Below are 23,612 nucleotides of genomic sequence, written 5' to 3'. Positions count from 1 at the left end.
GCCGCCTCAGTCCTCGGACGACGCCGCGTCCTCCGCCCCCGAGGGGGCCAGCCGGTTGCCGAGCAGACGCCGCAGCGAGGCCAGGCGTGCCGCTCCCGAGGGGCCGGCGTGGCCCGCGGCCACCCATGCGTCCAGGCCGCAGCCGGGGGAGTCGGCGGTGTGGGTGCAGCCGCGCGGGCAGTCCGCCAGCCCGCCGGCGAGGTCGTCGAACGCCTCCACCACGCGGTCCGGCTCGACCCAGCCCAGCCCGAAGGACCGGATGCCGGGGGTGTCCACCACCCAGGTGTCCGGCAGGGGGGCGCCGTCGTCGCCCGTCAGCGGCAGTGCGAGCGCGGACGAGGAGGTGTGCCGGCCCCGGCCGGTGACGGCGTTGACGTGGCCGGTGGCCCGTTCCGCGCCGGTGAGCGCGTTCAGCAGCGTGGACTTGCCGACGCCGGAGGGCCCCACGAACGCGCTCGTGTGCCCGATCAGCCGCTCGGCCACCCGGGCCACGAGCGAGGCGTCCAGGGCGGTGTCCCCGGTCTCGGCCTCGAAGGTCGCCGCACCGGAGGTCATCACCTCCAGGTCCAGGGCCTCGTAGTGCGCCACCAGCGCGGCCGGATCACGCAGGTCGGTCTTCGTGATGAGCAGCACCGGGTGGATGCCGGCGTCGTAGCAGGCGACCAGGGCGCGGTCGATGAAGCCGGTCCGGGGCTCCGGATTGGCCGCGGCCACCATGATCACCAGCAGGTCGGCGTTGGCCACCACCACCCGCTCGACCTCGTCCGAGTCGTCCGCCGACCGGCGCAGGACCGTGCTGCGCTCCTCGACACGGACGATGCGTGCGAGCGTGCCCTCGTCCCCGGAGAGGTCCCCGACGACGGCCACCCGGTCGCCCGTGGCGATCGGCGTGCGGCGCAGCTCGCGGGCGCGCATCGCCGTGATCCGCTCGTCCAGGCGATCCGGCAGCACCACGGCGTACCGGCCGCGGTCCACCGTGGTGACCATGCCGACCTGCGCATCCTCGTGCTTGGGCCGCTCCTTGGTGCGCGGGCGGGTGCCGCGTTTGGACGGGCGCACCCGGACATCGGACTCGTCCCACGCGGAGGGATCGAGGCGCCGGGCCATCAGCGGGCCTCCTCGGCCGCATCGCCGGGTGCCACGAGCGCGGTCCACAGTGCGGGGAAGTCCGGCATCGTCTTCGCGGTGGTCGCCACGTCCACGATGCCGGTCCCCGGGACGCGCAGGCCGACGACGGCGGCGAAGGTCGCCATCCGGTGGTCGTGGTAGGTCTCGAGGGCGGCGGGCGACAGCGGCCCCGACGCGTCCGTCCCCGGGAAGCCGAGCGACGTCTCGTCCTCGTCCACGGTGATCCCCAGGTGGGCGGCCTCGGCGGTGAGCGCGGCGAGCCGGTCCGTCTCATGGCCCCGCAGATGGCCGATCCCCGTCAGGCGGGTGGGCCCGGAGGCCAGCAGGGCGAGCGCGGCCGCGGTGGGGGCGAGCTCGGCCGTGTCCGCGATCTCACCGGCGCCGGTGATGCGGGGCGCGCCGTCGTCGTGGACCGCCCCCGTCACCGTGAGCCGGCCGCGGGAGCGGTCCGTGCGGTCGACCGTGAGGGCCACGCTCGCCCCGAACTGCGGCAGGATCCGCCGCCAGCGGTCGCCGATCTGCGTCGTGCGGGTGGGCCAGTCCGGCACCGTCACGGAGCCGCCCGTGGCCACGGCGGCGGCCAGGAAGGGGCCTGCGTTGGACAGGTCCGGCTCGACGGTCGCCTCGTGTGCCGGGATGCGCCCCGGGGCCACGGTCCACGCCCCGGGACCCGTCTCGGCGACGTCCACCTCGAGCGCGCGCAGCACCCCGACGGTCATCGCGACGTGCTCCGGACTCGGCACGGTCTGCCCGGTGTGCCGCAGCCGGAGGCCGCGCGGCATCCCCGCGGCCGCCAGCAGCGCGGCGGACAGGAACTGGGAGGAGCCGGAGGCGTCGACCGCGACCTCCGGCACGTCGCCGTCGGGGGCCACCGTGGCCGCGTCCGCGCGGGTCGTCATCGTGAAGGGCAGGCGACCGGGCTCGCCCTCCTCGTTGACGGCCACCCCGAGCTGGCGCAGCGCGTCCAGGACCGGGGCCATCGGGCGCAGGCGCGCGCCGGCGTCGCCGTCGAAGCGGACCCGGCCGGGCCGCAGCGCGGCGACGAACGGGACGAAGCGCATGACCGTCCCCGCCAGTCCGCAGTCCACGGCGACATCCCCGGCCAGCGGCTCGCCGACCGGCATCGGATGCACCCGCAGTCCGCCGTCGGACAGGGGCTCGAACCGGGCCCCGAGCGCTGTGAGCGCCGTGCGCATCAATGCCGTGTCCCGCGACTCGAGGACGCCGTGCAGGACGCACGGACCGTCGGCGAGCGCGGCGAGCACGAGATGCCGGTTCGTCAGCGACTTCGATCCCGGCAGCCGCACCTCTCCGCGCACCGGGCCGCGCGCCACGGGCGCGGGCCAGGTCTCGGCGGCGTCGGGACGGGGGGCGGGGGAGTGCGCGGCGGCACGCGTGGGGCGGGTCACCGGACCAGCCTATCCGGCGGCTGTCGGCCGGGGTCGGCCTGTCGCGGGGGAATACCTGGAACGCTCCTGGCGCTCCACTGGACGACCCCGTACCCGTGTCGGCGCACCGGTCCCGCTCGCCGCGGACCGCAGCCGGAGAGGAGCCCCGCATGAGCGCCGCCCTGCTGACGCATCCCTCCCGGACCGTAGACTGGCCCGCGATGAGCACTGACAACAGCCGGCCGGAATTCGCCCGGCCCGAGGACGCCCCCGAGCACGACCGCGCCGACATCGACGTCGCCGCCGAGTCCGAACAGCAGCGCCGTGCCCGGTTCGAGCGTGACGCCCTCGAGTTCGTGGACCAGTTGTACTCCGCTGCGCTGCGCATGACGCGCAACCCGCAGGACGCCGAGGACCTGGTCCAGGAGGCGTACACGAAGGCCTACTCCTCGTTCCACCAGTACCGGCCCGGCACCAACCTCAAGGCCTGGCTCTACCGGATCCTCACGAACACGTACATCAACCTCTACCGCAAGCGGCAGCGCCAGCCCCTCGAGGCGGACAACCCTGAGGTGGAGGACTGGCAGATGGCCCGGGCCGCCGAGCACACCTCCGGTGGCCTGCGCTCGGCCGAGACGGAGGCCCTCGACCGGCTGCCCGACTCCCAGGTGAAGGACGCCCTGCAGGCGATCCCGGAGGAGTTCCGGCTCGCCGTCTACTTCGCGGACGTGGAGGGCTTCGCCTACAAGGAGATCGCCGAGATCCTCGACGTGCCGATCGGCACCGTCATGTCGCGGCTGCACCGCGGCCGCAAGCAGCTGCGCGAGCGCCTCGCGGACTACGCGGCCGCGCGCGGCATCAAGGCCCAGCCGAAGAAGAAGACCGGGCGCGGCGGCACGAAGCAGACCGAGACGAGCACGAAGGAGGCCACGCGATGACCGCGGACCAGCACGGCCATGAGTGCCGCGACGCCCAGGACGCCTCCCTGGAGCGGCTGTACCAGTACCTGGACGGCGCCCTGACGCCCGAGGACATCGAGCAGGTGCGCGCCCACGTGGCGGACTGTCCGGACTGCCGACACCAGAAGGAGCTCGAGGAGCTCATCCGCTCGGCGGTGCGTCGGTGCTGCCAGGAGAAGGCGCCCGCGCAGCTGCGGGCCACCATCATGACCCGCATCACCCAGACCCCGATGACGACCGTCACCTGGGGCTGACACCGCGACATGCGGACCCGTGGGCACCCGATCGGGCGCCCCGACGATGACGAAGGGCCGTCCCCTGAGGGGACGGCCCTTCGTGGTCTGCGGTCGCCGGGTGGCACCCGGCCGGTCCGCGACGCCGATCAGCGGATCAGGCGTTGGGACGCTTGCCGTGGTTGGCGCCGTTCCTGCGGCGGTCGCGACGCTTGCGTGCACGCTTGCTCATGACGTCTCCCTTCAACGAGTCGGTCGGTGGTCCATTCTGTCACATCAGGCCGTGGGCTCGGGCAGACCGAGCCACTGGTACCAGCCCCGGTGCAGCACGAGCCACGCGATGAGCCCGTGGCCCGCCTGGCCCGGCCGGCCCTGGCCGGAGGCGAGGTCCGAGCGCCACTGCTCGTGGCCCACCAGCGGGGTGAACGTGTCCACGTACACGTGGTTGCGCCGGTCGGCCACATCCAGGTAGGCGGCGTTGAGCTCGGCGAGCCGGGCATTGCGCTGCTCGTCCAGGGTGGGCGTGGGGCCCACCACGAGCACCGGGATGTTCCGCTGCGAGGCGGTGTCCAGGACGTTGGCCAGGTTCAGCCGCGAACGGGCGGTCGAGGTGGCCTCCAGGTCCAGGTCCGCGTCGGACAGGGCCACGACGAGGCGGTTCTCCGTCTCCTCGGAGAAGCGCCGCGAGGCCTCGCCCCACCAGCGCTCGTTGAGGTCCTCGGTGGTCTCGTGCGGCACGGCCAGCACGTAGTTCTCCAGCTCCACGTCGGGGGCCTGGGTGCGGGCGAGCACGCGGCCCCACCAGCCGATGGCGCGGGCGTCGCCCGCACCGGCCAGCAGCTGGTCGCCGACGGCGGCGATCCGGATCCGGCGGTTGTGCACAGTGTGTCCTTTCGTCGGCCGATCCGGCGCCGCCGCCGCACCGGAGGGTGCGGCGGCGGCGCAGGGTCGGTCCGGGTCAGCGGCCGAAGGCGGCGTCCAGCAGCGTGCTGAGCTCCTGGTCGTGGCGGCCCTTGGTGCCCGCGGAGGTCGCGGCCGAGGCCGGGCGGGACACGAGGGTCACGGGGCCGTCGAGCTGCGGCACGAGGTTCAGTGCCATGAACGGCCACGGGCCCTGGTTCGCGGGCTCGTCCTGCACCCAGGTGACGTCGGCGACCGGGTAGGCGCGGAGCGCCTTGCGGATCTCGTCGAGCGGCAGCGGGTAGAGCTGCTCCACCCGCACGATCGCGGTGGACGTGTCACCGGACTTCTCGCGGCGGGCGAGCAGGTCGTAGTACAGCCGGCCGGAGACCAGCACCACGCGCGTGACGTCCTTGGCGTCCACCCCGGCGTCCGGGATGACCGGCTGGAAGCCGCCCTCGGTGAAGTCCTCCACCGAGTTCGCGGCGGCCTTGAGGCGCAGCAGCTGCTTCGGGGTGAACACGATGAGGGGCCGACGCGGGCGGGCGTAGGCGTGCTCGCGCAGCAGGTGGAAGTGGTTCGCGCCCGTGGAGGGGTTGACCACGCGCATGTTGTCCTCGGCGCACATCTGCAGGAAGCGCTCGATGCGGGCGGAGGAGTGGTCCGGCCCCTGTCCCTCGTAGCCGTGGGGGAGGAGCAGGACCACGGACGAGGTCTGCGACCACTTCTGATCGGCCGAGGAGATGAACTCGTCGATGATCGTCTGCGCGCCGTTCACGAAGTCGCCGAACTGGGCCTCCCACAGCACGAGGGCGTCGGAGCGCTCCACGGAGTAGCCGTACTCGAAGCCGAGGGCGGCGTACTCGGACAGCAGCGAGTTGTAGACCCAGAACTTCGCCTGGTCCTCGGAGAGGTGCCTCAGCGGCGCCCACGTGTCGCCGGTGATCCGGTCGTGGAACACCGAGTGGCGCTGCGTGAAGGTGCCGCGCTGGGAGTCCTGGCCCGCCAGGCGGACCGGCACGCCCTCCATGAGCAGCGAGCCGAAGGCCGCCAGCTCGGCGAAGCCCCAGTCGATGCCGCCGTCGACGGCCATCTTGGCGCGGCGCTCGAGCAGGGCCGCGAGCTTGGGGTGGACCGTAAAGCCCTCGGGCACGTCGATGTGCGCCTGCCCGATGGCCCGCAGCGTCTCGGCCGAGATGGCCGTGGACGCCGGCGCCTCCGGGGCCGCGTCCCGGTCCTCGGCCGGGCGGAGGCCCTCCCCGCCGGAGGCGGGCGCGTCCTCGTGGGTCTCCGCGAAGACCCGCTCCAGCTGCTGCTGGTAGTCCTTCAGGGCGCTGTCCGCCTCCTCCTGCGTGATGTCGCCGCGGCCCACGAGGGACTCGACGTACAGCTTGCGGGTGGAGCGCTTCTGCTCGATGAGGTTGTACATGCGCGGCTGCGTCATCGACGGGTCGTCGCCCTCGTTGTGGCCGCGGCGGCGGTAGCAGACGAGGTCGATGACGACGTCCTTGTTGAACCGCTGGCGGTACTCGAAGGCGAGCTGGGCCACGTGCACCACGGACTCCGGCTCGTCGCCGTTGACGTGGAAGATCGGGGCCTGGATGGTCTTGGCCACGTCGGTGGAGTACACCGCGGAGCGCGCCTGGGTCGGCGGCGTGGTGAAGCCCACCTGGTTGTTCACGATCACGTGGATCGTGCCGCCGGTGCGGTAGCCGGGCAGCTGCGAGAGCTGCAGGACCTCGGTCACGACGCCCTGGCCGGCGAAGGCCGCGTCGCCGTGCACCAGGATCGGCAGAACGGAGAAGGAGTCCGGGCGCTGGCCGCCCAGATCGAGGCGGTCCTGCTTGGCACGCACGACGCCCTCGAGGACCGGGTTCACGGCCTCCAGGTGCGAGGGGTTGGCGGCGAGGTACACGCGGGTGCTGTTGCCGGCGTCGGACACGAAGGTGCCCTCGGTGCCCATGTGGTACTTCACGTCGCCCGAGCCCGAGGCGCCGCCCGGGGTGGCCCCCTCGAACTCGCGGAAGACCTGGCTGTAGGTCTTGCCGGCGATGTTGGTGAGCACGTTCAGGCGACCGCGGTGCGCCATGCCGATGGCGACCTCGTCCAGTCCGGCGTCGGCGGCGTCGCCGAGGATGCCGTCCAGCAGCGGGATGAGGGACTCGCCGCCCTCCAGGGAGAAGCGCTTCTGGCCGATGTACTTGGTCTGCAGGAACGTCTCGAACGCCTCCGCGGCGTTGAGGCGGCCCAGGATGCGCAGCTGCTCCTCGCGGGTGGGCTTGGCGTACGGCTGCTCGAGCTTCTCCTGGAACCAGGCGCGCTCGGCCGGGTCCTGGATGTGCATGTACTCGACGCCGATGGTGCGGCAGTACGCGTCACGCAGCACGCCGAGGATCTTGCGCAGGGTCAGGCTGCTCGCCCCGCCGAAGCCGCCGGTGGGCCACTGACGGTCCAGGTCCCACAGGGTGAGCCCGTGCTCGCGGATGTCGAGGTCCGGGTGGTAGGCCATCGAGTACTCGAGCGGGTCCACGTTGGCCAGCAGGTGGCCGCGGTCCCGGTAGGCGTGGATGAGCTGCTGGATGCGGGCGACCTTGCCGACCTGCTCCTCCGGGTTCACCTGCACGTCCTGGGCCCAGCGGACGGGCTCGTAGGGGATGCGCAGGGAGTGGAAGACCTCGTCGTAGAAGCCGTCCTCGCCCAGCAGGAGGCCGTGCACGATCTTCAGGAACTCGCCCGAGCCGGCACCCTGGATCACGCGGTGGTCGTACGTGGAGGTGAGGGTGATCGTCTTGGAGATCGCCAGGTCGTGCAGCGTGGACTCGGCGGCGCCCTGGAAGGCGGCCGGATAGGTCAGCGCGCCGACGCCGATGATGGCGGCCTGGCCCTGGGACAGGCGGGGCACCGAGTGCACGGTGCCGATACCGCCCGGGTTGGTCAGGGAGACCGTGGTGCCGGCGTAGTCGTCCATCGTCAGCTTGTTCTTGCGGGCGCGCTGGACGAGGTCGTCGTACGCCTTCCAGAAGCCGCGGAAGTCGAGGGTCTCGGCGGCCTTGACGTTGGGGACCACGAGCGCGCGGGTGCCGTCCGGGCGGGGCAGGTCGATGGCCAGGCCGAAGTTCACGTGGGCCGGCTCCACCATGGTGGGCTTGCCGTCGCGCTCCTCGTAGGTCACGTTCATCGAGGGCATGGCCGCGAGCGCGCGGACCACGGCGTAGCCGATGAGGTGGGTGAAGGAGACCTTGCCGCCGCGGGTGCGGGCCAGGTGGCTGTTGATGACCACGCGGTTGTCGATCAGCACCTTGGCCGGCAGGTCGCGCACGGTGGTGGCGGTGGGCACGGATAGGGAGGCGTCCATGTTCGTGGCCACGGCCTTGGCCATGCCCTTGAGGACGGTGGCCTTCTCCTGCTTCTCGTCCGCGGTGGTGGTGGCGGTGTCGGCGGGCTCGGAGGGCACGGCCTGGGCCGCCGGGGTCTTCTTGGGCTTGGGGCCGGTGCTGACCGAGGTCTCCTTGGGCTGCGCACCCCGGGCCGGGGCGGTCGCCGCCTTCGGCTCGGCCCGGGCGGCGGTCTTCGGCTCGGTCTTGGCGGCGGCCTTCGGCTCGGCCTTGGCGGCGGCCTTCGGCTCGGCCTCGGCGGCGGGGGCGCTGGCCTCGAGACGGGCGAAGATCTGTGCCCACTGCCGGTCCACGGAACCGGAGTCCTCGCGGTACTTCCGGTAGATCTCGGCCACCAGCCGTTCGTTCCCCGGGAACTCCTGTGCGAGCCGGTCCGACGTGAGTTCTGGCACTGTGTAACGCCTCTTCCTGAGCCTTGGGATGCGATGTGCTGCGCCGGGCCACCCGCGCGGCGCGCGTGGGGCCGGGAACGCCTCGAGACATCATAGTTCTTCGACGCCCCCGGTCGGAATGCCGCGGCCTCGTCTCGACTCCGCTCCCGGCGGACGCGCGGGGCCCCTCGGCGTCCGCCTCGTCTGGGAGACTGACGCCATGCGCTTCCTCACCGACCCGGCCGTCGACCTGACGTACAACGACGTCTTCCTCGTGCCCTCGCACTCGGACGTCGCCAGTCGCATGGACGTGGACATCGCCCCGGATGACGGCACGGGCGCCACCATCCCCCTGGTCTCCGCCAACATGACCGCCGTCACCGGGCGCCGGATGGTCGAGACCATGGCCCGGCGCGGCGGTCTCGGGATCCTGCCGCAGGACATCCCGGCGGACGTGATCCGGGACGTCGTGCGTCGGGTGAAGGTGGCCCACCCCGTGGCGGACACCGCCCTGACCGTCGGGCCGCAGGACACGGTGCTGGACCTGCTCCACCTCGTGGACCGCCGCAACCACGGGGCCGTCTGCGTGGTGGACGCCCACGGCGGGCTGCTCGGCGTGGTCCGCCCCCAGGACTGCGAGGGCGTGGACCGCTTCGCCTCGGCCGCCTCCGTCATGCACCCTCCGGCGGTGACCCTCACGCTCGCCGAGCTCGGCGGCACGGACGGGGCCCCGAGCAAGGAGGCGCTGCAGGCGGCCTTCGAGCGCCTCCACGCCGCGCGCCAGGAGATGGCCCCCGTCGTGGACCCGGCGGTGGGGACCGCCGCCCCCGTGCTGCGCGGGGTCGTCACCGCGGCGGGCCTGCTGCGCTCGTCCCTGTTCACGCCCGGTCTCGACGACGACGGACGGCTCCGCGTCGGCGCCGCCGTCGGCATCAACGGGGCGGTGGGGGAGAAGGCCGCCGTCCTGGTCGAGGCCGGCGTCGACGTGCTCGTCGTGGACACGGCGCACGGTCATCAGCGGACCATGCTGGACGCGCTCGCTGCGGTGCGGGCCCTCGACCCCGGCGTGCCCGTGGTGGCCGGCAACGTCGTCTCCGGCGACGGCGTCCGGGACCTGGTCGCGGCCGGCGCGGACATCGTCAAGGTGGGCGTGGGACCGGGCGCGATGTGCACCACGCGCATGCAGACCGCGGTGGGCCGGCCCCAGTTCTCGGCGGTCCTGGAGTGCGCCGCCGCGGCCCGCGAGCTCGGGGCACGCGTGTGGGCGGACGGCGGGGTGAAGCACCCGCGGGACGTGGCGCTCGCGCTGGCCGCCGGAGCCAGCTCGGTGATGATCGGCTCGTGGTTCGCGGGGACGCTCGAGTCTCCGGGCGACCTCGTGCACGGTCCGGACGGTCGGCGGTACAAGGAGAGCTTCGGCATGGCCTCGGCCCGCGCGGTCCAGCACCGCACCCGCCACGAGGACGCCTTCACCAAGGCCCGCAAGGCGATGTTCGAGGAGGGCATCTCCTCCTCGCGCATGTACGTGGACCCGCGCCGCCCCTCGGTGGAGGACCTGCTGGACACCATCACGTCCGGTGTGCGCTCGTCGCTGACCTACGCCGGCGCCCACGACCTGGCGGAGTTCCGTGAGCGCGCCGTCGTCGGCCTGCAGTCCGCGGCGGGCTACGAGGAGGGCCGGCCGGTCGCCTCGTCGTGGTGAGGCGGCCGCATGCCCCTGCTCGTTCCGCCGGGGCCTGACGCCCCTATACTGGGCGGACTATGGATCACCCTGACACCTGTGTGCCAGACCGCTCGTCCGCCCACGCGGACGCGGCCGGATCGGAGCCTTCCAGTCCCGGTGCCCCGCACCGCCGCCCGGCCCGCCGTCGAGGGGGTGAGGTCGGGTGGAGTGGCTCCTGCTGATCCTCGGCCTGGCCCTGATCGTGGGCACCGGGTTCTTCGTGGCCGTCGAGTTCGCCATGATCGCGATCGACGTGCCCACCGTGCAGCGCATGGTGGACGCGGGTGACCGCGGCGCCGAGCCCCTGCTGCGCTGTCTCAAGTCACTCTCGACCCAGCTCTCCGCGTGCCAGCTGGGCATCACTCTGACCACACTGCTCACCGGCTACGTGATGGACCCGGCGATCAGCCGGCTCATCGACCCGCTGCTGCTCCAGGTGGGGCTGCCGGCCGGCGTGGTGGGCACCGTCTCGCTCGTCGTCGCGATGGTCGTGGCGACCCTGCTCTCGATGCTCCTCGGCGAGCTGATCCCCAAGAACCTGTCCATCGCCGAGCCCATGGCGATCGGCCGCGCACTCGCCCGGCCCCAGCTCGTGTTCAGCACGGTGTTCAAGCCGGCGATCCTGGTCCTGAACGGGTTCTCCAACGGCGTGCTGGCCCGCGTGGGCATCGAGGCCAAGGAGGAGATCTCCGGCGCCCGCAGCCCCGAGGAGCTCTCCTCGCTGGTCCGCCGCTCGGCCCAGCTGGGCACGCTCGACGCGCAGACCGCCACGTTCCTGGACCGGACGCTGCGCTTCGCGGACCGCACCGCCGCGGACGTGATGACCCCGCGCATCCGCGTGGAGACGGTGAGGGAGGACCAGGCTCTGCCCGAGGTCCTGGACCTGGCCCGCAGCACCGGCTACTCGCGGTTCCCCGTGATCGGCGACTCCTCGGACGACATCCGCGGCGTGGTGCACGTGAAGAAGGTCGTGGCCGTGCCGCGGGAGCGCCGCGCCGACCTCGAGGCCGGTGCGCTGATGACGGAGGTCATCCGCGTGCCGGAGACCGTGCACCTGGACCAGCTGCTGGCCGAGCTGCGCGACGCGAACCTGCAGATGGCCGTCGTCGTGGACGAGTACGGGGGCACCGCAGGGGTGGTCACGCTCGAGGACGTGGTGGAGGAGATCGTCGGCGAGGTCGCGGACGAGCACGACCGCGTCACCCCGGGGGTCCTCCAGACGGCCTCCGGCCGCTGGTACTTCCCGGCGGAGCTGCGGCCCGACGAGGTGCGGACCCAGATCCCGGCCCTCGTGGTGCCGGAGGACGGGGCCTACGAGACCGTCGGCGGGTACATCCTGGCCCGACTGGGGCGCCTGGCGGAGGTCGGGGACGTGGTGGACGTGGACGGCGGCACCCTGACGGTCGAGCGGATGGACGGCCGCCGCATCGAGCGCGTGCGCTTCGACCCGGCCGCTGAGGACGAGGAGACGCGCGCATGAACGGGGACGTCGTCGGACTGCTGTGGCTGGTGGTCCTGTTGGCCGCCAACGCCTTCTTCGTGGCGGGCGAGTTCGCCGTCATGGGCGCCCGCCGGGCGCAGATCGAGCCGCGGGCCGAGGCCGGCTCCCGCCAGGCCCAGGTGGCGCTCTACGCGATGGAGCACGTCTCCCAGATGCTGGCCGTCTGCCAGCTCGGCATCACGGTGTGCTCCCTGCTCATCCTCAACGTGTCCGAGCCGGCGCTGCACCACCTGCTCGTCGTCCCGATGGCCGCCCTCGGGGTCCCGTCCGCGGCGGCGGACGTGACCGCCTTCGTGCTCGCGCTGCTGGTGGTCACCTTCCTGCACGTGACCCTGGGCGAGATGGTGCCCAAGAACGCCGCCGTCTCGTTCGCGGACCGCGCCGTGATGCTGCTGGCCCAGCCGCTCGTGTGGCTCTCGAAGCTGCTGCATCCCGTCGTGGCCGCGCTGAACTGGACGGCCAACCTCGTGCTGCACGCCCTGCGCATCGAGCCGAAGGACGAGGTGGCCTCCTCCTACACGCTCGAGGAGGTGCAGTCGATCGTGGCCGAGTCCACCCGCTCGGGCACCCTGGAGGACGAGTCCGGCGTGCTGCACTCGGCCCTCGAGTTCTCGGACCACCGGGCCGGGGACGTGATGGTGCCGCTCGAGCGGGTCGTCACCGTCCCCGAGGGGATCACGCCGCACGACTTCGAGTGGACCGTGGGCCGCGTGGGCTTCTCCCGGTTCGTGGTCGAGGACCCCGACGGCGGCTACACCGGCTACCTGCACCTGAAGGACGTCCTCACCGTGGGCCCGTCGGGACACGACGAGCCGATCCCGCTCACGCGCGTGCGCTCGCTGGCCAACGTGCGGCTCGAGGACGAGGTCGAGGACGCACTCGCGCTCATGCAGCGCACGGGCTCCCACCTCGCCCGGGTCATCACGCCCGAGGGCGAGACCGCGGGCATCCTCTTCCTCGAGGACGTGCTCGAGGAGCTCGTCGGGGAGATCAACGACGTGACGCAGTCGCCACGTCGGTTCCGGCCCGCGTGAGCGTCGCGCGGGCGGCGCGGTGCTACTGTTGAGAACCGATTTCACACATCCTCCCGACACGAACGAGGTCGCCCCATGCTCCGCCGCCGTCGTCTGCCCGCCCTGACCGGGGCCCTCACCGCGCTCACCCTGAGCCTCGCCGCGTGCGGCGGGACCAGCGGCGACTCCGCGGGCGAGCAGGCCGCGGGCGCCTCTGCTGCCGCCGGGTCCGGCTCGGCCGCGGGCGCGCCCGTGGCCGTCGCCACGACGACGCAGCTCGGCTCCGTGCTCGACCGCGTGGTCGCGTGCGCCGACGCCCGCAGCGTCACGGTGATGGGCCCGGGGGATGATCCGCACGACTTCTCCGCCTCGTCCGCGCAGGTGAAGGACATGGTCTCCTCCGGCCTCGTGTTCTCCAACGGCCTCGGCCTCGAGGGCGGCATGGAGTCCGCCCTCGCCAACGCCGAGGCGGACGGCGCGACCGTCGTCGAGGTGGCGCCCCAGCTGGATCCGCTGCCCTTCGGCGGCCATGACCACGCCGAGGAGGGGGCGGGCCACGAGGGCCATGACCACGGGTCCGAGGACCCGCACGTCTGGATGGACGTCGCCCGCATGGCGAGGGCCGCCGAGCTGATGGGCGACACGCTCGCCCAGGAGCGGGGTGACGAGAGGTTCGCCGAGTGCGGCGCGACCGTGCGCGGGGAGCTCGAGCAGACGGACACGCAGGTCCGGGAGATCCTCGCCGGGGTCCCGGAGGACCGCCGCACGCTGGTCACGGACCACGACGCCTACGGCTACTTCAGCGAGGCCTACGACTTCACCGTGTCCGGCGTCGTCGTCCCGGGCGGCTCCACCGACGGCGAGCCCTCCTCCCAGGAGATCGCCGAGCTCGCCCGGTCCATCCGCGACGGCGGCGCAGACGCCGTGATCACGTCCGTGGGCGCGCGCAACAGCCTCGTGGACACCGTGGCCGAGGAGGCCGGCGACCTGCCGGTCATCGAGGTCTACGAGGGCGGCGTCGGCCCGAAGGACACCCCGGAGGCGGACTACGCCGAGGCCATGCTCCTCAACGCCCGCACCCTCGCCGACGCGCTGGAGGGCTGAGGATGGACTGGCTGCTCGAGTCCTTCCAGATGGGATTCCAGCAGCGCGCCCTCGTCGGCGGACTCATCGCCGTGGTGATGTGCTCGGTCGTGGGCACGTGGCTGGTGCTGCGCGGGATGAGCTTCTTCGGGGACGCGTTCGTGCACGGTGTCCTGCCGGGCATCGCCCTGGCGGTCGTCACCGGTGGCAGCCCCCACCTCGGTGCGGCGGTGGCCGCCGTCGTCATGATGGCGGGCATCTCGCTGGTGCACCGGGCCACCACCCTCAAGGAGGACACCGCCATCGGCCTGCTCTTCGTGGGGATGATGGCCCTGGGCGTGGTGATCATCTCCAAGTCGGACTCCTACACGGGATCGCTCACGTCGATCCTGTTCGGCGATGTGCTGGGGGTCAGCGTGGACGGCATCGTGACCCAGGCGGTCATCGCCGTCGTGGTGATCGCCCTGGCCCTGCTGCTCTACCGGCCCCTGCTGGCACTGAGCTTCTCCGAGGTCAAGGCGCGCTCGCTGGGCATGCGACCGGGGCTGACGCACACGCTGCTGCTGGTGATGATCGGCGCGGCCGTGATCGGTTCGTTCCAGGCGGTGGGCACGGTGCTCGTGTTCGGCCTCCTCGTGGGACCGCCCGCGACGGCGGCGCTGCTGACGCGCAGCGTCCCCCAGATGATGCTCGTCTCCGTCGTGATCGGCGCGGCGTGCGTCGTCACCGGGCTCACCCTCAGCTACCGGCTGGGCACGGCGGGTTCGGCCACCATGGCGCTCATGCCGATCCTGCTGTTCTTCGTCGTGCTCGCCGTCCGCGCCGCCGTGCTGGCGCTCCTGGGCCGGCACGTGCGCTCGCGCGCGCAGCGTGAGCAGGAGACGCCGGTCGTGGCCCTGCCCGGAGCGGAGGTCGCCCGATGAACGCGTCCTTCCCCGCGGGCGCCGCGGCGGCCACGCCTCCCCTCGCGGTCGCCCGGGCGCTCGAACTGCGCCACGGCTCGCACGTGGCCGTCCGGCCCTCCGACTTCACCCTGCCGGCCCGGCGGCTGATCGCGGTGATCGGGCCCAACGGCTCCGGCAAGTCCACGCTGCTGACCGCCCTGGCGGGCCTGAGCGACCCGGCCTCCGGTGCGCTGGAGGTGCTCGGCGAGAACCCGCGGCGGCGCTCGCAGCGCACCTCCTTCGTGATGCAGTCCATCGGCGTGCCCCAGGGAGTGCCGGTGACGGTGCGCGACGTCGTCGGGATGGGCCGGTACCCCACGCTCGGGTGGTTCCGCCCGTTCCGGAAGCAGGACCGGGACATCGTGCGGGCCGCCATGGAGCGCATGCAGGTCGCGGACCTGGCGCGGCGGCACCTCGACCAGCTCTCCGGCGGCCAGCGCCAGCGCGCCTACGTGGCCCAGGGCCTCGCCCAGGACCACGACGTGCTGCTGCTCGACGAGCCGATGACGGGCCTCGACATCGTCTCCGCCCGCACGATCGACGACCTCCTCCACGAGGAGCCGACGCGCGGGGTGTCCGTGGTCTACACGACCCACGATCTCGACGAGGCTGCGGAGGCGGACCATGTGGTCCTGATGGGCGGGCGTGTCGTGGCCTCCGGCCCGCCGCGGAACGTGCTCACGGTCGAGAACCTGGACATCGCCTACGGCCGGGGCGCCCTGCACGGGCCCTCCAAGGCAGTCGAGGACCCGGCGGACTTCCTGGACGACCCCGCGGGCGGCATCCGCCACTGACCGGGGCCCGGCCCCGGGGTCAGGCCGCGCGGGTGCGCCCCTCGGCCCGGCAGCGGGCACAGACGCCGGTGATCTCCACCGTGTGGTCCGCGTCCGTGAAGCCGTGCTCCGCGGCGACGGCGGTGGCCCACGCCTCGACGTGGGGGGCGGTGACCTCGACGGTGGTCCAGCAGATCCGGCACACCAGGTGGTGATGGTGGCCCTCGTCCTCGCACCGGCGGTACACGGTCTCGCCGTCGTCGCGGCGGAGCATGTCCACGAGGCCGTCGTCGAGCTGCTGCTGCAGGGTCCGGTACACGGTGGCCAGCGAGACGCGTTCGCCCTGGTCCTGGAGGCGGGCATGGAGCTCCTGCGCGCTCACGAAGTCCGGGATGCGGTCCAGGGCTCGGTCGACGGCGGCCTTCTGCCGGGTCGCCCGGGGACGGGCGGCCCGGGGGCTGGGCTGGGGGGCGCTCACGGTGCTCACGACTCCTTCTGCGGCGGCTGCCGCCTCCTCCGCGCGGTCCGGAACAGGTCCGCGCGGGCCATCCTCCAGGTTATCAGCGGCGCCGAATGGGGCGTGGAGTAGGGTGTCCGGGTGCACAGCGAGAGCCCGGACCCATCCCCTGTCCCGGACCGCGACGGCGCCGCCCCCGATCGACCCGACCCGCTGATCGTCGTCGACGAGGGGCAGGGCCGCGTGGTCCCGGCGCCCACGGCGGCCCCGTCCTCGTCCCATGACGCCGGCGGCGACCCGGACGCGGACATCGACGGCGTCGACCCTGAGGCCGCCGAGCCGCCCACCCTGGTGACGGTGGACGTGCTGGCCGGCTGGCTCGGCCTGGCCCCCGTCGAGGACCTGCCGCCGGTGCCCGGGGGCCCGGCCTACGCCCAGCCGGGCCGATGCCGCCCGAACCGGGTGATCCTGCTCGACGTCCGGTTCCGGGCCACGGGGGGCGGGCCGGACCACGCCGCCTATCTCCAGGGCCATCTGCCCGGCGCCGTCTACGTCTCCCTGCCCAGCCAGCTCGCCGGCCACGCCGGTCCGGCGGCGGGGCGCCACCCCCTGCCGGACGCGCGCCAGTTCGCGGAGACCGTGCGGATGTGGGGGATCGACGAGGGCGACACCATCGTGGTCTACGACGACGACCACGGCCTGTCCGCCGCGCGCGCCTGGTGGCTGCTGCGCCACGCGGGGCTGCGGGACTCCGTGCTCCTGGACGGCGGCCTCGAGGCGTGGCGCGCCGCGGGCCTGCCCCTGCAGCCCGGTGAGGTCATCCCGGTGCCCGGCACCGCCCGGCCGTCGTGGGGCCGCATGCCCGTCGTGGACACGGCCGGCGCCGAGGCGATGGCCTCCGGCGGTCTGCTCCTCGACGCGCGGGCGGCCGAACGCTACCGCGGGGAGGTCGAGCCCTTCGACCCCGTGGCCGGGCACATCCCCGGGGCGCGGAACGTGCCCACGGCGGAGAGCATCGCCGAGGACGGCCGCCTGCGGCCCGCCGCAGAGCTGGCGGAGCGGTTCGACGCCGTCGGCGTGGACGACGCCACTCCCGTGGCCGTGTACTGCGGCTCGGGCATCACCGCGGCGCACGCCGTGCTCACCCTGGCCGTCGCGGGGCGACCCGGAGTGGCGCTCTACCCGGGTTCGTGGTCAGCATGGGTCCAGGACCCGTCCAACGCCGTCGCGGTCGGCCCCGAGCCCTACGGCGCGTCCGGCCGGGAGTGACGAGCCCCGGGGCCCCGCCCCGCCGACCCCTCAGGAGGACCCCCCATGGCCACCGTCTTCAGCAGGATCGTCGCCGGCGAGCTGCCCGCCCGCTTCGTGTGGCAGGACCCGACGTGCGTCGCGTTCCTGTCCGCCGCACCGCTCCAGCCGGGGCACACGCTCGTGGTGCCCCGTGAGGAGGTGGACGAATGGGTGGAGGTCGACCCGGCGCTGGTCACGCACCTGACGACCGTCGCCCAGCAGATCGGCAAGGCGCAGGTGGCGGCGTTCTCCGCGCGCCGGGCCGGGCTCATGATCGCCGGCTACGAGATCCCGCACCTGCACGTGCACGTGTGGCCCTCCACCTCGCTCGCCGACTTCGACCTGGCCCGCGTGGACAACGCCCCCGATCCGGCGGACCTGGACGACGCCGCCGCCCGCCTCCGCGCGGCCCTGCGGGACCTGGGCCACGGCGAGGTCGTCCCGCAGGACTGACGGCCCGCGCCGCCCGGACCCGGCTCAGGCGCGCGTGGCACGGGCGAGCGCCTGACGCACCCGCTTCTCGGAGACCGAGACCGCCGTGCCCAGCTCCTGGGCGAAGAACGAGACGCGCAGCTCCTCGATGAGCCAGCGCACCCGCTCCAGCTCCGCGGGGACGGGCGTGCCCGCGAACCGGGCGCGATGGGCCGCGACGGCGGCGTCGAACTCGTCCTCGAGCCCCTGCACCACCGCCATGTGCTGCCCGTCGCGCTGCAGGTGGCCCCCGGCGTCCAGCCGGTCCAGGCGCGTCAGCATGCCCTGCAGGTAGCGCGGCAGGTGCTGCAGCCGCTCCCAGCCCGTGGCGGCCACGAAGCCGGGGAACACGAGCTGCTCGAGGTGTGCCTTCACGTCCGACAGCGCCGGTGCGAGGGCGAGCGAGACCGAGTCCTTGAGCCGGCGTCGCACCTGCGCGGCCCGGGAGAGCACCTGCTCCACCAGGGACGTGACGGCGAAGACCGTGTCGATCAGGTCGGCCCGCACCCGGTCGAACAGGGCGCGGAACGCGGCCTCGTCGAACGGCAGCTCGTCCCCGACGAGACGGTCCACGGCGGCCTGGGTGCAGTCCGCGACGAGGGAGTCCACCGAGCCGTGCGGGTTCTGGGTGAAGGTGAGCTTCTCCCTGTTGTCCAGGTGGTCCAGCACGTAGCGCTGTGGGCTGGGCAGGGTGGCCAGCAGCAGCCGGATCACCCCGGCCCGGTGCCAGGCCGCCTGGTCCTCCGCGGACCGGGCCACGGTCAGGCCGGCCGCGGGGCCGCCGTCGGGCGTGGTCTCGGGCACCAGGCTCGGGTAGCCCGTGATGGCGGGGCCGCGCGCCCCGGCCGCGGTGGAGACGGTCTTCGGCACCGTGCCGATGCTCCACGAGGTCAGCCCGTGCCGCTCCTCGAAGGCCGGCGTCGCGCCGGACCGCCCGGGGCCCTCCGGGCGACGGCGTCCCTCGGCCCCGGCCCGCGCGTCGGCCTGGGCACGGCCGCCGCGGCCCGTGCCGCGCGGCCCCGGCAGGGCCGAGGCGGGGTCGTCGGTGCCGGCGAGCCGGGCGGCGATCGCGGAGCGGTTGGCCTGCGCGAGCCGGGCCTGCAGCGCGGGCAGGTCCTGGCCGGCGCCCATCACGGCGCCGCGGGCGTCCACGACGCGGTAGTCCATCCGCAGGTGCAGGGGCACCGCGTCCGGGGCCCACAGTCCGGGCTCCACCACCACGCCGCGCACCCGGCGCACGGCCGCGGACAGCGCGTCCGGCAGCTCGTCCCGCAGCGGGTCGGCATGGGCCTCGAGGTCCGCCACGAGCTGCTGGGCCACGTCCGGGGCGGGCACGAGGTTCTTGCGCACCGCCTTGGGCAACGCCTTGATGAGGGCGGTGACGAGCTCGACCCGCAGGCCGGGGACCAGCCACGCGAAGGGGTCGGGGGAGACCTGGTTGAGCAGCAGGATCGGCACGGCCACGGTCACGCCGTCGGTGCCGGCCGCGCCGGTCGGGTCGAACGTGTACTCGAGGTCGAGCTCCACGTCGCCGCCGGGCATCGGATACGCGAACGTGGTGGGGAACGCGTCGGTGTCCAGGTCCTCGGCGTCGGCGGTGAGCAGGGCGGCGACGTCGAGGTCCAGCAGGTCCGGCTGCTCCTGGCGCGCCTTCTTCCACCACGCGTCGAAGTGCCGCTCGGAGACGACGTTTCCCGGGATCCGCGCGTCGTAGAAGGCGAACAGGTCCTCGTCCCCGATCCGCAGGTCGCGGCGGCGCAGGCGCGTCTCGAGGGCGTCGACCTCCTCGAGCGCAGCCCGGTTGCGGGCGAAGAACCGGTGACGCGTGCGCCAGTCGCCCTCCACGAGGGCGTGCCGGATGAACAGCTCGCGGGAGAGCTCCGGGTCGATCCGGCCGTACCGGACCGAGCGGTCCGGGATCAGAGTGACGCCGAACAGCGTCACCTTCTCGCGCGCGACGACGGAACCCGCCCGCCGCGACCAGTGCGGCTCGTTGTAGGTCCGCTTGACGAGGTGGCCGGCGACCTCCTCGGCCCACTCCGGCTCGATCCGGGCCACCGTGCGCGCCCACAGCCGGGAGGTCTCCACGAGCTCGGCGGCCATGACGAACGGGTGGCGCTTCTTGAACAGGGCGGAGCCGGGGAACACGGCGAAGCGGGTGCCGCGGGCGCCCACGTACTCGCGACGGCGCTCGTCGTAGGCGCCGATCTGCGAGAGCAGGCCGGTGAGCAGGGACTTGTGCACGGCCTCGTGCCGGCCGACCGGGTCCACGGGTCCGGACTCGACGGTGAGGCCCACGTCCTTGGCGAGCTGGCGCAGCTGGCGCACCAGGTCCTGCCACTCCTGCACGCGCAGCCAGTTGATGTGCTCACGGCGGCACAGCTTCCGGAACTGGGAGCCGGAGAGCTCCTGCTGCCGTTCGCGCAGGTACGCCCACAGGTTCAGGATCGCGGAGAAGTCCGAGTTCTCGTCCGCGAACCGGCGGTGCAGCTCGTCCGCGGCCTCACGCTGCTCCGTGGGGCGCTCGCGGGGGTCCTGGATGGTCAGGGCCGCGGCGATCACCATGACCTCCCGGACGCAGCCGCGCTCACCGGCCTCGAGGATCATGCGACCCAGCCGCGGGTCCACGGGCAGGCGGGCCAGGCGGCGTCCGACCCGGGTGATGGTGCCCGCGCGGGCGCCGCCGGCCTCGAGCGCGCCGAGCTCGGTGAGCGTGGTGGCGCCGTCGGTGACCTGACGGCCGTCCGGCGGCTGGACGAAGGGGAACTCCTTGACGTCGCCCGGGGTGCGGGCCACGCCGAGGGAGAGCATCTGCAGGATCACCGAGGCCAGGGAGGTGCGCAGGATCTCCGGGTCCGTGAACTCGGGGCGGGAGAGGTAGTCCTCCTCCGAGTACAGGCGGATCGCGATGCCGTCCGAGGTGCGGCCGGACCGGCCCGCGCGCTGGTTCGCGCTGGCCTGGGAGACGCGCTCGATCGGCAGGCGCTGCACCTTGGTGCGGTTCGAGTAGCGCGAGATGCGCGCGGTGCCCGTGTCGATCACGTACTTGATGCCCGGCACGGTCAGGGACGTCTCGGCGACGTTCGTGGCCAGCACGATCCGCCGGCGCACCCCGGCCCCGGCGCGGCCGAACACGCGGTGCTGCTCCGCCATGGACAGGCGGCCGAACAGCGGCAGGATCTCCGTGCCGGCCAGGCGCGTGGTGCCGGCGACGACGCCGGTCAGGTGGTCCGCGGCCTCGCGGATCTCCCGCTCGCCCGGCAGGAACACGAGGATGTCACCCGGCGGCTCGGCGGCCAGCTCGAGGACGGCGTCGCCGATCGCGTCGAGGGGGTCGCGGGTCTCGGCGGCGTCGTCCGCATCGTCCTCGGGGTCGTCGGGGGAGGGCTCGTCGGTCAGCGGCCGGTAGCGGATCTCGACGGGGTAGGTGCGCCCCGAGACCTCGATGATCGGCGCCGGGACCACGCGGCCGCCGTCGTCGGCCTCCACCGCGTCCGCATGGTCCTCGCCCGCGGCCAGCGGCCGGCCGAAGTGCCGGGCGAAGCGCTCCGGGTCGATGGTGGCCGAGGTGATGATCACCTTCAGGTCCGGGCGCTGGGGCAGCAGGTTGCGCAGGTAGCCCAGGAGGAAGTCGATGTTGAGGCTGCGCTCGTGGGCCTCGTCCACGATGATCACGGAGTAGCGGCGCAGCTGCGGGTCGTGGGGGATCTCGGCCAGCAGGATGCCGTCCGTCATGACCTTGACCCGGGTGGCCTTCGAGGTCTGCGCCGTGAAGCGGACCTGGTAGCCGACCGTCTGCCCGATCTCCTCGCCCAGCTCCTGCGCGATGCGTTCGGCCACGGAGCGGGCGGCGATGCGCCGGGGCTGGGTGTGGCCGATCGAGCCGGCCTCCCCGAGCCCGAGGGCCAGGCACATCTTCGGCAGCTGCGTGGTCTTGCCCGAGCCGGTCTCACCCGCGACGATCACCACCTGGTGGTCGCGGATCGCGGCCATGATCTCCTCACGGCGCTCCGCCACCGGCAGGTGTTCGGGGAACGTGATCGCGACGGCGTCGTGGGGCGTCGCCGACGGCTGCGCGGCGGGCGTGGAGGGCGGGGGAGTCTGCGTCATGACGGCCTCCATCCTAGGCGCGCGGGGGCCCGGGCCGACCCGGACGGGGCGAATCTGGGACGGACCTGGGACTGGGGCTGAGAGTCCGGATGTGATTCTCTGGAGCCCATGGACACGAACACCGTCTTCCTGTTGGCGGCGATCGGCCTCTATTTCCTCGCGATGATCGCGATCGGCCTGTACGCCTCCCGCAAGAACACCGACCTCGACGACTACATGCTCGCAGGACGCGACATGAAGCCGTCCGTCGCGGCGCTCTCCGCGGGTGCGTCCGACATGTCCGGCTGGCTCCTGATGGGCCTGCCCGGCGCGATCTACGCCGCGGGCCTGGTCGAGGGCTGGATGGCGGTCGGCCTGACCGTGGGCGCGTGGGTGAACTGGCGCGTGGTCGCCCCCCGCCTGCGCTCCTACACCGAGGTGGCCGGGAACTCGATCACGATCCCGTCCTTCCTCGAGAACCGATTCAAGGACCGCACGCACATCCTGCGGATCGTGGCCGGCCTGATCATCCTCGTGTTCTTCACCTTCTACGTGTCCTCGGGCATGGTGGCCGGCGGCAAGTTCGTCGAGTCCACCTTCGGCCCCGACTCCTTCTACGCCCAGGGCATCAGCATCAACTACCTCACCGGCATGCTCGTGGTCGCGGGCATCACGGTGCTCTACACCCTGTTCGGCGGCTTCCTCGGCGCCTCGCTGACGGACGTGGCCCAGGGCATCCTCATGTTCCTCTCCCTGCTGGCCGTCCCCATCGTCGTGATCCTGACCATGGGCGGCTGGGACGCCGTCGTCGAGGGCATCCGCGCCGCCGACGCCGCCGGCGGCGGAGTGAACCACTTCTCGATGTTCGAGAACGCAACGCTGATCGGCGTCCTGTCCTCCCTCGCCTGGGGCCTGGGCTACTTCGGCCAGCCGCACATCATCGTCCGCTTCATGGCCCTGCGCACCCCGCACGACGCGGCCGTCGCCCGGCGCGTCGGCATCGGCTGGATGGCGCTGTCCGTGTTCGGTGCCGTGATGGTGGCCCTCGTGGGCATCGCCTACTTCCAGGCCAACCCCGGCACCACGCTCGAGGACCCGGAGACCGTGTTCCTGGTGCTTGCCTCGATCATGTTCCACCCGTTCGTGGCCGGCCTGGTGCTGGCCGCCGTCCTCGCCGCGATCATGTCCACGCTCTCCTCGCAGCTGATCGTGTGCTCCTCCGCCCTGGTGGAGGACCTCTACATGCTGCGCGGGCGCACCGGTTCCCCGACGTTCACCCTGTGGCTCGGCCGCATCGGCGTGCTGGTGGTGGCGCTCGTGGCGGGGCTGCTCGCCCTCAACCCGGACTCCTCCGTGCTCGAGCTCGTCTCCTTCGCGTGGGCCGGCTTCGGCGCCGCCTTCGGCCCTGTGATCCTGCTCGCCCTGTACTGGCCGCGGTTCACCTCGTGGGGGGCGATGGCCGCCATGGTCACCGGCGCCGCCGTCGCCTGGGTGTGGTCCGAGGCCAGTGCCGAGACGTGGGAGTGGTTCGGCCTGTACGAGCTGCTGCCGGGCTTCGTCGCCGCCTTCGTGGTGGGTGTGGTGGTGTCCCTCGTGACCCAGCGCTCGCGCCGGGTGCAGCGGCGGATCGACGCCGAGTTCACCGGCGCGATCGACATCGTGGCCGGCCGCGAGCCGGACCCGGACGTGGCCCCGGCCGCCATGACGCGGGACGCCGCCGGGGGCTCGACCGCAGCCGCCGCGGATCCGCGCGCGCAGGCGTGAGGCTCTTCCTCGCGATCCGTCCGCCGAGGGCCGTGCTCGACCACCTCGAGCCGGCCTTCGACGGCGTCCGGGACCGGGCCGGGGGTCTGCCACCGCACGCTCTGGGCGGGCGGGCCCCGACGAACAGAGT

Annotated in this window: 18 protein-coding genes; 11 read left to right on the top strand and 7 right to left on the bottom strand. The window is 73.2% G+C overall.

Annotation, left to right across the window (positions count from 1 at the left end; all coding sequences use genetic code 11):
• Positions 1–6: 6 nt before the first annotated feature.
• Together rsgA and aroA are read right to left on the bottom strand one after the other, a co-directional pair.
• Entirely contained in the window at positions 7–1,107 is a 1,101-nt protein-coding gene (gene rsgA / locus ACFI33_RS10070; RefSeq protein WP_044659234.1) for a ribosome small subunit-dependent GTPase A, read from the bottom strand.
• Positions 1,107–2,537, bottom strand: a complete 1,431-nt coding sequence (gene aroA / locus ACFI33_RS10065; protein ID WP_336647003.1) for a 3-phosphoshikimate 1-carboxyvinyltransferase — start codon at positions 2,535–2,537, stop codon at positions 1,107–1,109. Before aroA ends, rsgA begins: the two co-directional genes overlap by 1 nt.
• A 200-nt stretch (positions 2,538–2,737) precedes the next feature.
• Between aroA and ACFI33_RS10060 the strand changes: the two genes are divergently transcribed.
• Both ACFI33_RS10060 and rsrA read left to right on the top strand, forming a co-directional pair.
• Positions 2,738–3,454, top strand: a complete 717-nt coding sequence (locus tag ACFI33_RS10060) for a sigma-70 family RNA polymerase sigma factor (RefSeq protein WP_036314006.1) — start codon at positions 2,738–2,740, stop codon at positions 3,452–3,454.
• Positions 3,451–3,729 (top strand): mycothiol system anti-sigma-R factor, encoded by a 279-nt coding sequence (gene rsrA / locus ACFI33_RS10055; RefSeq protein WP_069941466.1) that lies wholly within the window; start codon positions 3,451–3,453, stop codon positions 3,727–3,729. The genes ACFI33_RS10060 and rsrA overlap by 4 nt, the downstream gene beginning before the upstream one ends.
• 136 nt (positions 3,730–3,865) lie before the next feature.
• On the opposite strand, the gene ACFI33_RS10050 is transcribed toward rsrA, so the two are convergent.
• The 3 genes from ACFI33_RS10050 to ACFI33_RS10040 form a co-directional block, all read right to left on the bottom strand.
• Complete coding sequence (locus ACFI33_RS10050; RefSeq protein ID WP_095346645.1) at positions 3,866–3,940, bottom strand: 50S ribosomal protein bL37; 75 nt, start codon at positions 3,938–3,940, stop codon at positions 3,866–3,868.
• A gap of 44 nt (positions 3,941–3,984) precedes the next feature.
• The gene (locus ACFI33_RS10045; RefSeq protein ID WP_004167659.1) at positions 3,985–4,590 is read right to left on the bottom strand and encodes a GDSL-type esterase/lipase family protein; all 606 of its coding nucleotides are present in this window, start codon (positions 4,588–4,590) and stop codon (positions 3,985–3,987) included.
• A 76-nt stretch (positions 4,591–4,666) separates the two neighbouring features.
• Complete coding sequence (locus ACFI33_RS10040) at positions 4,667–8,395, bottom strand: multifunctional oxoglutarate decarboxylase/oxoglutarate dehydrogenase thiamine pyrophosphate-binding subunit/dihydrolipoyllysine-residue succinyltransferase subunit (protein WP_462623979.1); 3,729 nt, start codon at positions 8,393–8,395, stop codon at positions 4,667–4,669.
• Positions 8,396–8,594: 199 nt separating this feature from the next.
• On the opposite strand from ACFI33_RS10040, the gene guaB1 reads away from it, so the two are divergent.
• From guaB1 to ACFI33_RS10010, 6 genes are all read left to right on the top strand, one after another.
• Entirely contained in the window at positions 8,595–10,076 is a 1,482-nt protein-coding gene (guaB1, locus tag ACFI33_RS10035) for a GMP reductase (RefSeq protein ID WP_101965578.1), read from the top strand.
• Between the two features lie 184 nt (positions 10,077–10,260).
• The gene (locus ACFI33_RS10030; RefSeq protein ID WP_336647001.1) at positions 10,261–11,577 is read left to right on the top strand and encodes a hemolysin family protein; all 1,317 of its coding nucleotides are present in this window, start codon (positions 10,261–10,263) and stop codon (positions 11,575–11,577) included.
• Positions 11,574–12,632, top strand: a complete 1,059-nt coding sequence (locus ACFI33_RS10025; RefSeq protein WP_041104317.1) for a hemolysin family protein — start codon at positions 11,574–11,576, stop codon at positions 12,630–12,632. The genes ACFI33_RS10030 and ACFI33_RS10025 overlap by 4 nt, the downstream gene beginning before the upstream one ends.
• A 75-nt stretch (positions 12,633–12,707) precedes the next feature.
• The gene (locus ACFI33_RS10020) at positions 12,708–13,715 is read left to right on the top strand and encodes a metal ABC transporter substrate-binding protein (RefSeq protein ID WP_041104319.1); all 1,008 of its coding nucleotides are present in this window, start codon (positions 12,708–12,710) and stop codon (positions 13,713–13,715) included.
• A gap of 2 nt (positions 13,716–13,717) precedes the next feature.
• The gene (locus ACFI33_RS10015; protein WP_044659229.1) at positions 13,718–14,617 is read left to right on the top strand and encodes a metal ABC transporter permease; all 900 of its coding nucleotides are present in this window, start codon (positions 13,718–13,720) and stop codon (positions 14,615–14,617) included.
• Positions 14,614–15,432: a metal ABC transporter ATP-binding protein gene (locus ACFI33_RS10010; RefSeq protein WP_044659228.1), complete on the top strand. Its 819-nt coding sequence runs from the start codon at positions 14,614–14,616 to the stop codon at positions 15,430–15,432. Before ACFI33_RS10015 ends, ACFI33_RS10010 begins: the two co-directional genes overlap by 4 nt.
• 19 nt (positions 15,433–15,451) lie before the next feature.
• Here ACFI33_RS10010 and ACFI33_RS10005 read toward each other — a convergent pair whose 3' ends face one another.
• Entirely contained in the window at positions 15,452–15,898 is a 447-nt protein-coding gene (locus tag ACFI33_RS10005; RefSeq protein WP_036337773.1) for a Fur family transcriptional regulator, read from the bottom strand.
• Positions 15,899–16,009: 111 nt separating this feature from the next.
• Here ACFI33_RS10005 and ACFI33_RS10000 point away from each other — a divergent pair, with 111 nt between their 5' ends.
• Both ACFI33_RS10000 and ACFI33_RS09995 read left to right on the top strand, forming a co-directional pair.
• Entirely contained in the window at positions 16,010–17,137 is a 1,128-nt protein-coding gene (locus tag ACFI33_RS10000) for a sulfurtransferase (RefSeq protein WP_158184555.1), read from the top strand.
• 45 nt (positions 17,138–17,182) lie between these two features.
• Positions 17,183–17,611, top strand: a complete 429-nt coding sequence (locus tag ACFI33_RS09995; RefSeq protein WP_036341403.1) for an HIT family protein — start codon at positions 17,183–17,185, stop codon at positions 17,609–17,611.
• 24 nt (positions 17,612–17,635) lie between these two features.
• Here the strand turns inward: ACFI33_RS09995 and hrpA are convergent, their stop codons facing one another.
• Positions 17,636–21,739 carry an ATP-dependent RNA helicase HrpA gene (hrpA, locus tag ACFI33_RS09990; protein WP_129866939.1) on the bottom strand — a complete coding sequence of 1,368 codons (4,104 nt, stop codon included), beginning with the start codon at positions 21,737–21,739 and terminating at the stop codon, positions 17,636–17,638.
• Between the two features lie 108 nt (positions 21,740–21,847).
• On the opposite strand from hrpA, the gene putP reads away from it, so the two are divergent.
• The gene (gene putP / locus ACFI33_RS09985) at positions 21,848–23,482 is read left to right on the top strand and encodes a sodium/proline symporter PutP (RefSeq protein ID WP_073115753.1); all 1,635 of its coding nucleotides are present in this window, start codon (positions 21,848–21,850) and stop codon (positions 23,480–23,482) included.
• Positions 23,483–23,612 lie beyond the last annotated feature (130 nt).

It is taken from the genome of Micrococcus sp. PSi08 (assembly GCF_054960655.1).
Note: the sequence above shows the minus strand (reverse complement) of the source record. Positions and strands in the feature narration are given on the sequence as shown.

Bases quoted from the DNA above. Each gene is read 5' to 3' on its own strand.
- rsgA (WP_044659234.1), bottom strand. From the start codon at position 1,107: ATGGCCCGGCGCCTCGATCCCTCCGCGTGGGACGAGTCCGATGTCCGG.
- ACFI33_RS10060 (WP_036314006.1), top strand. From the start codon at position 2,738: ATGAGCACTGACAACAGCCGGCCGGAATTCGCCCGGCCCGAGGACGCC.
- rsrA (WP_069941466.1), top strand. From the start codon at position 3,451: ATGACCGCGGACCAGCACGGCCATGAGTGCCGCGACGCCCAGGACGCC.
- guaB1 (WP_101965578.1), top strand. From the start codon at position 8,595: ATGCGCTTCCTCACCGACCCGGCCGTCGACCTGACGTACAACGACGTC.
- ACFI33_RS10025 (WP_041104317.1), top strand. From the start codon at position 11,574: ATGAACGGGGACGTCGTCGGACTGCTGTGGCTGGTGGTCCTGTTGGCC.
- ACFI33_RS10020 (WP_041104319.1), top strand. From the start codon at position 12,708: ATGCTCCGCCGCCGTCGTCTGCCCGCCCTGACCGGGGCCCTCACCGCG.
- ACFI33_RS10015 (WP_044659229.1), top strand. From the start codon at position 13,718: ATGGACTGGCTGCTCGAGTCCTTCCAGATGGGATTCCAGCAGCGCGCC.
- ACFI33_RS10010 (WP_044659228.1), top strand. From the start codon at position 14,614: ATGAACGCGTCCTTCCCCGCGGGCGCCGCGGCGGCCACGCCTCCCCTC.
- ACFI33_RS09995 (WP_036341403.1), top strand. From the start codon at position 17,183: ATGGCCACCGTCTTCAGCAGGATCGTCGCCGGCGAGCTGCCCGCCCGC.
- hrpA (WP_129866939.1), bottom strand. From the start codon at position 21,739: ATGACGCAGACTCCCCCGCCCTCCACGCCCGCCGCGCAGCCGTCGGCG.
- putP (WP_073115753.1), top strand. From the start codon at position 21,848: ATGGACACGAACACCGTCTTCCTGTTGGCGGCGATCGGCCTCTATTTC.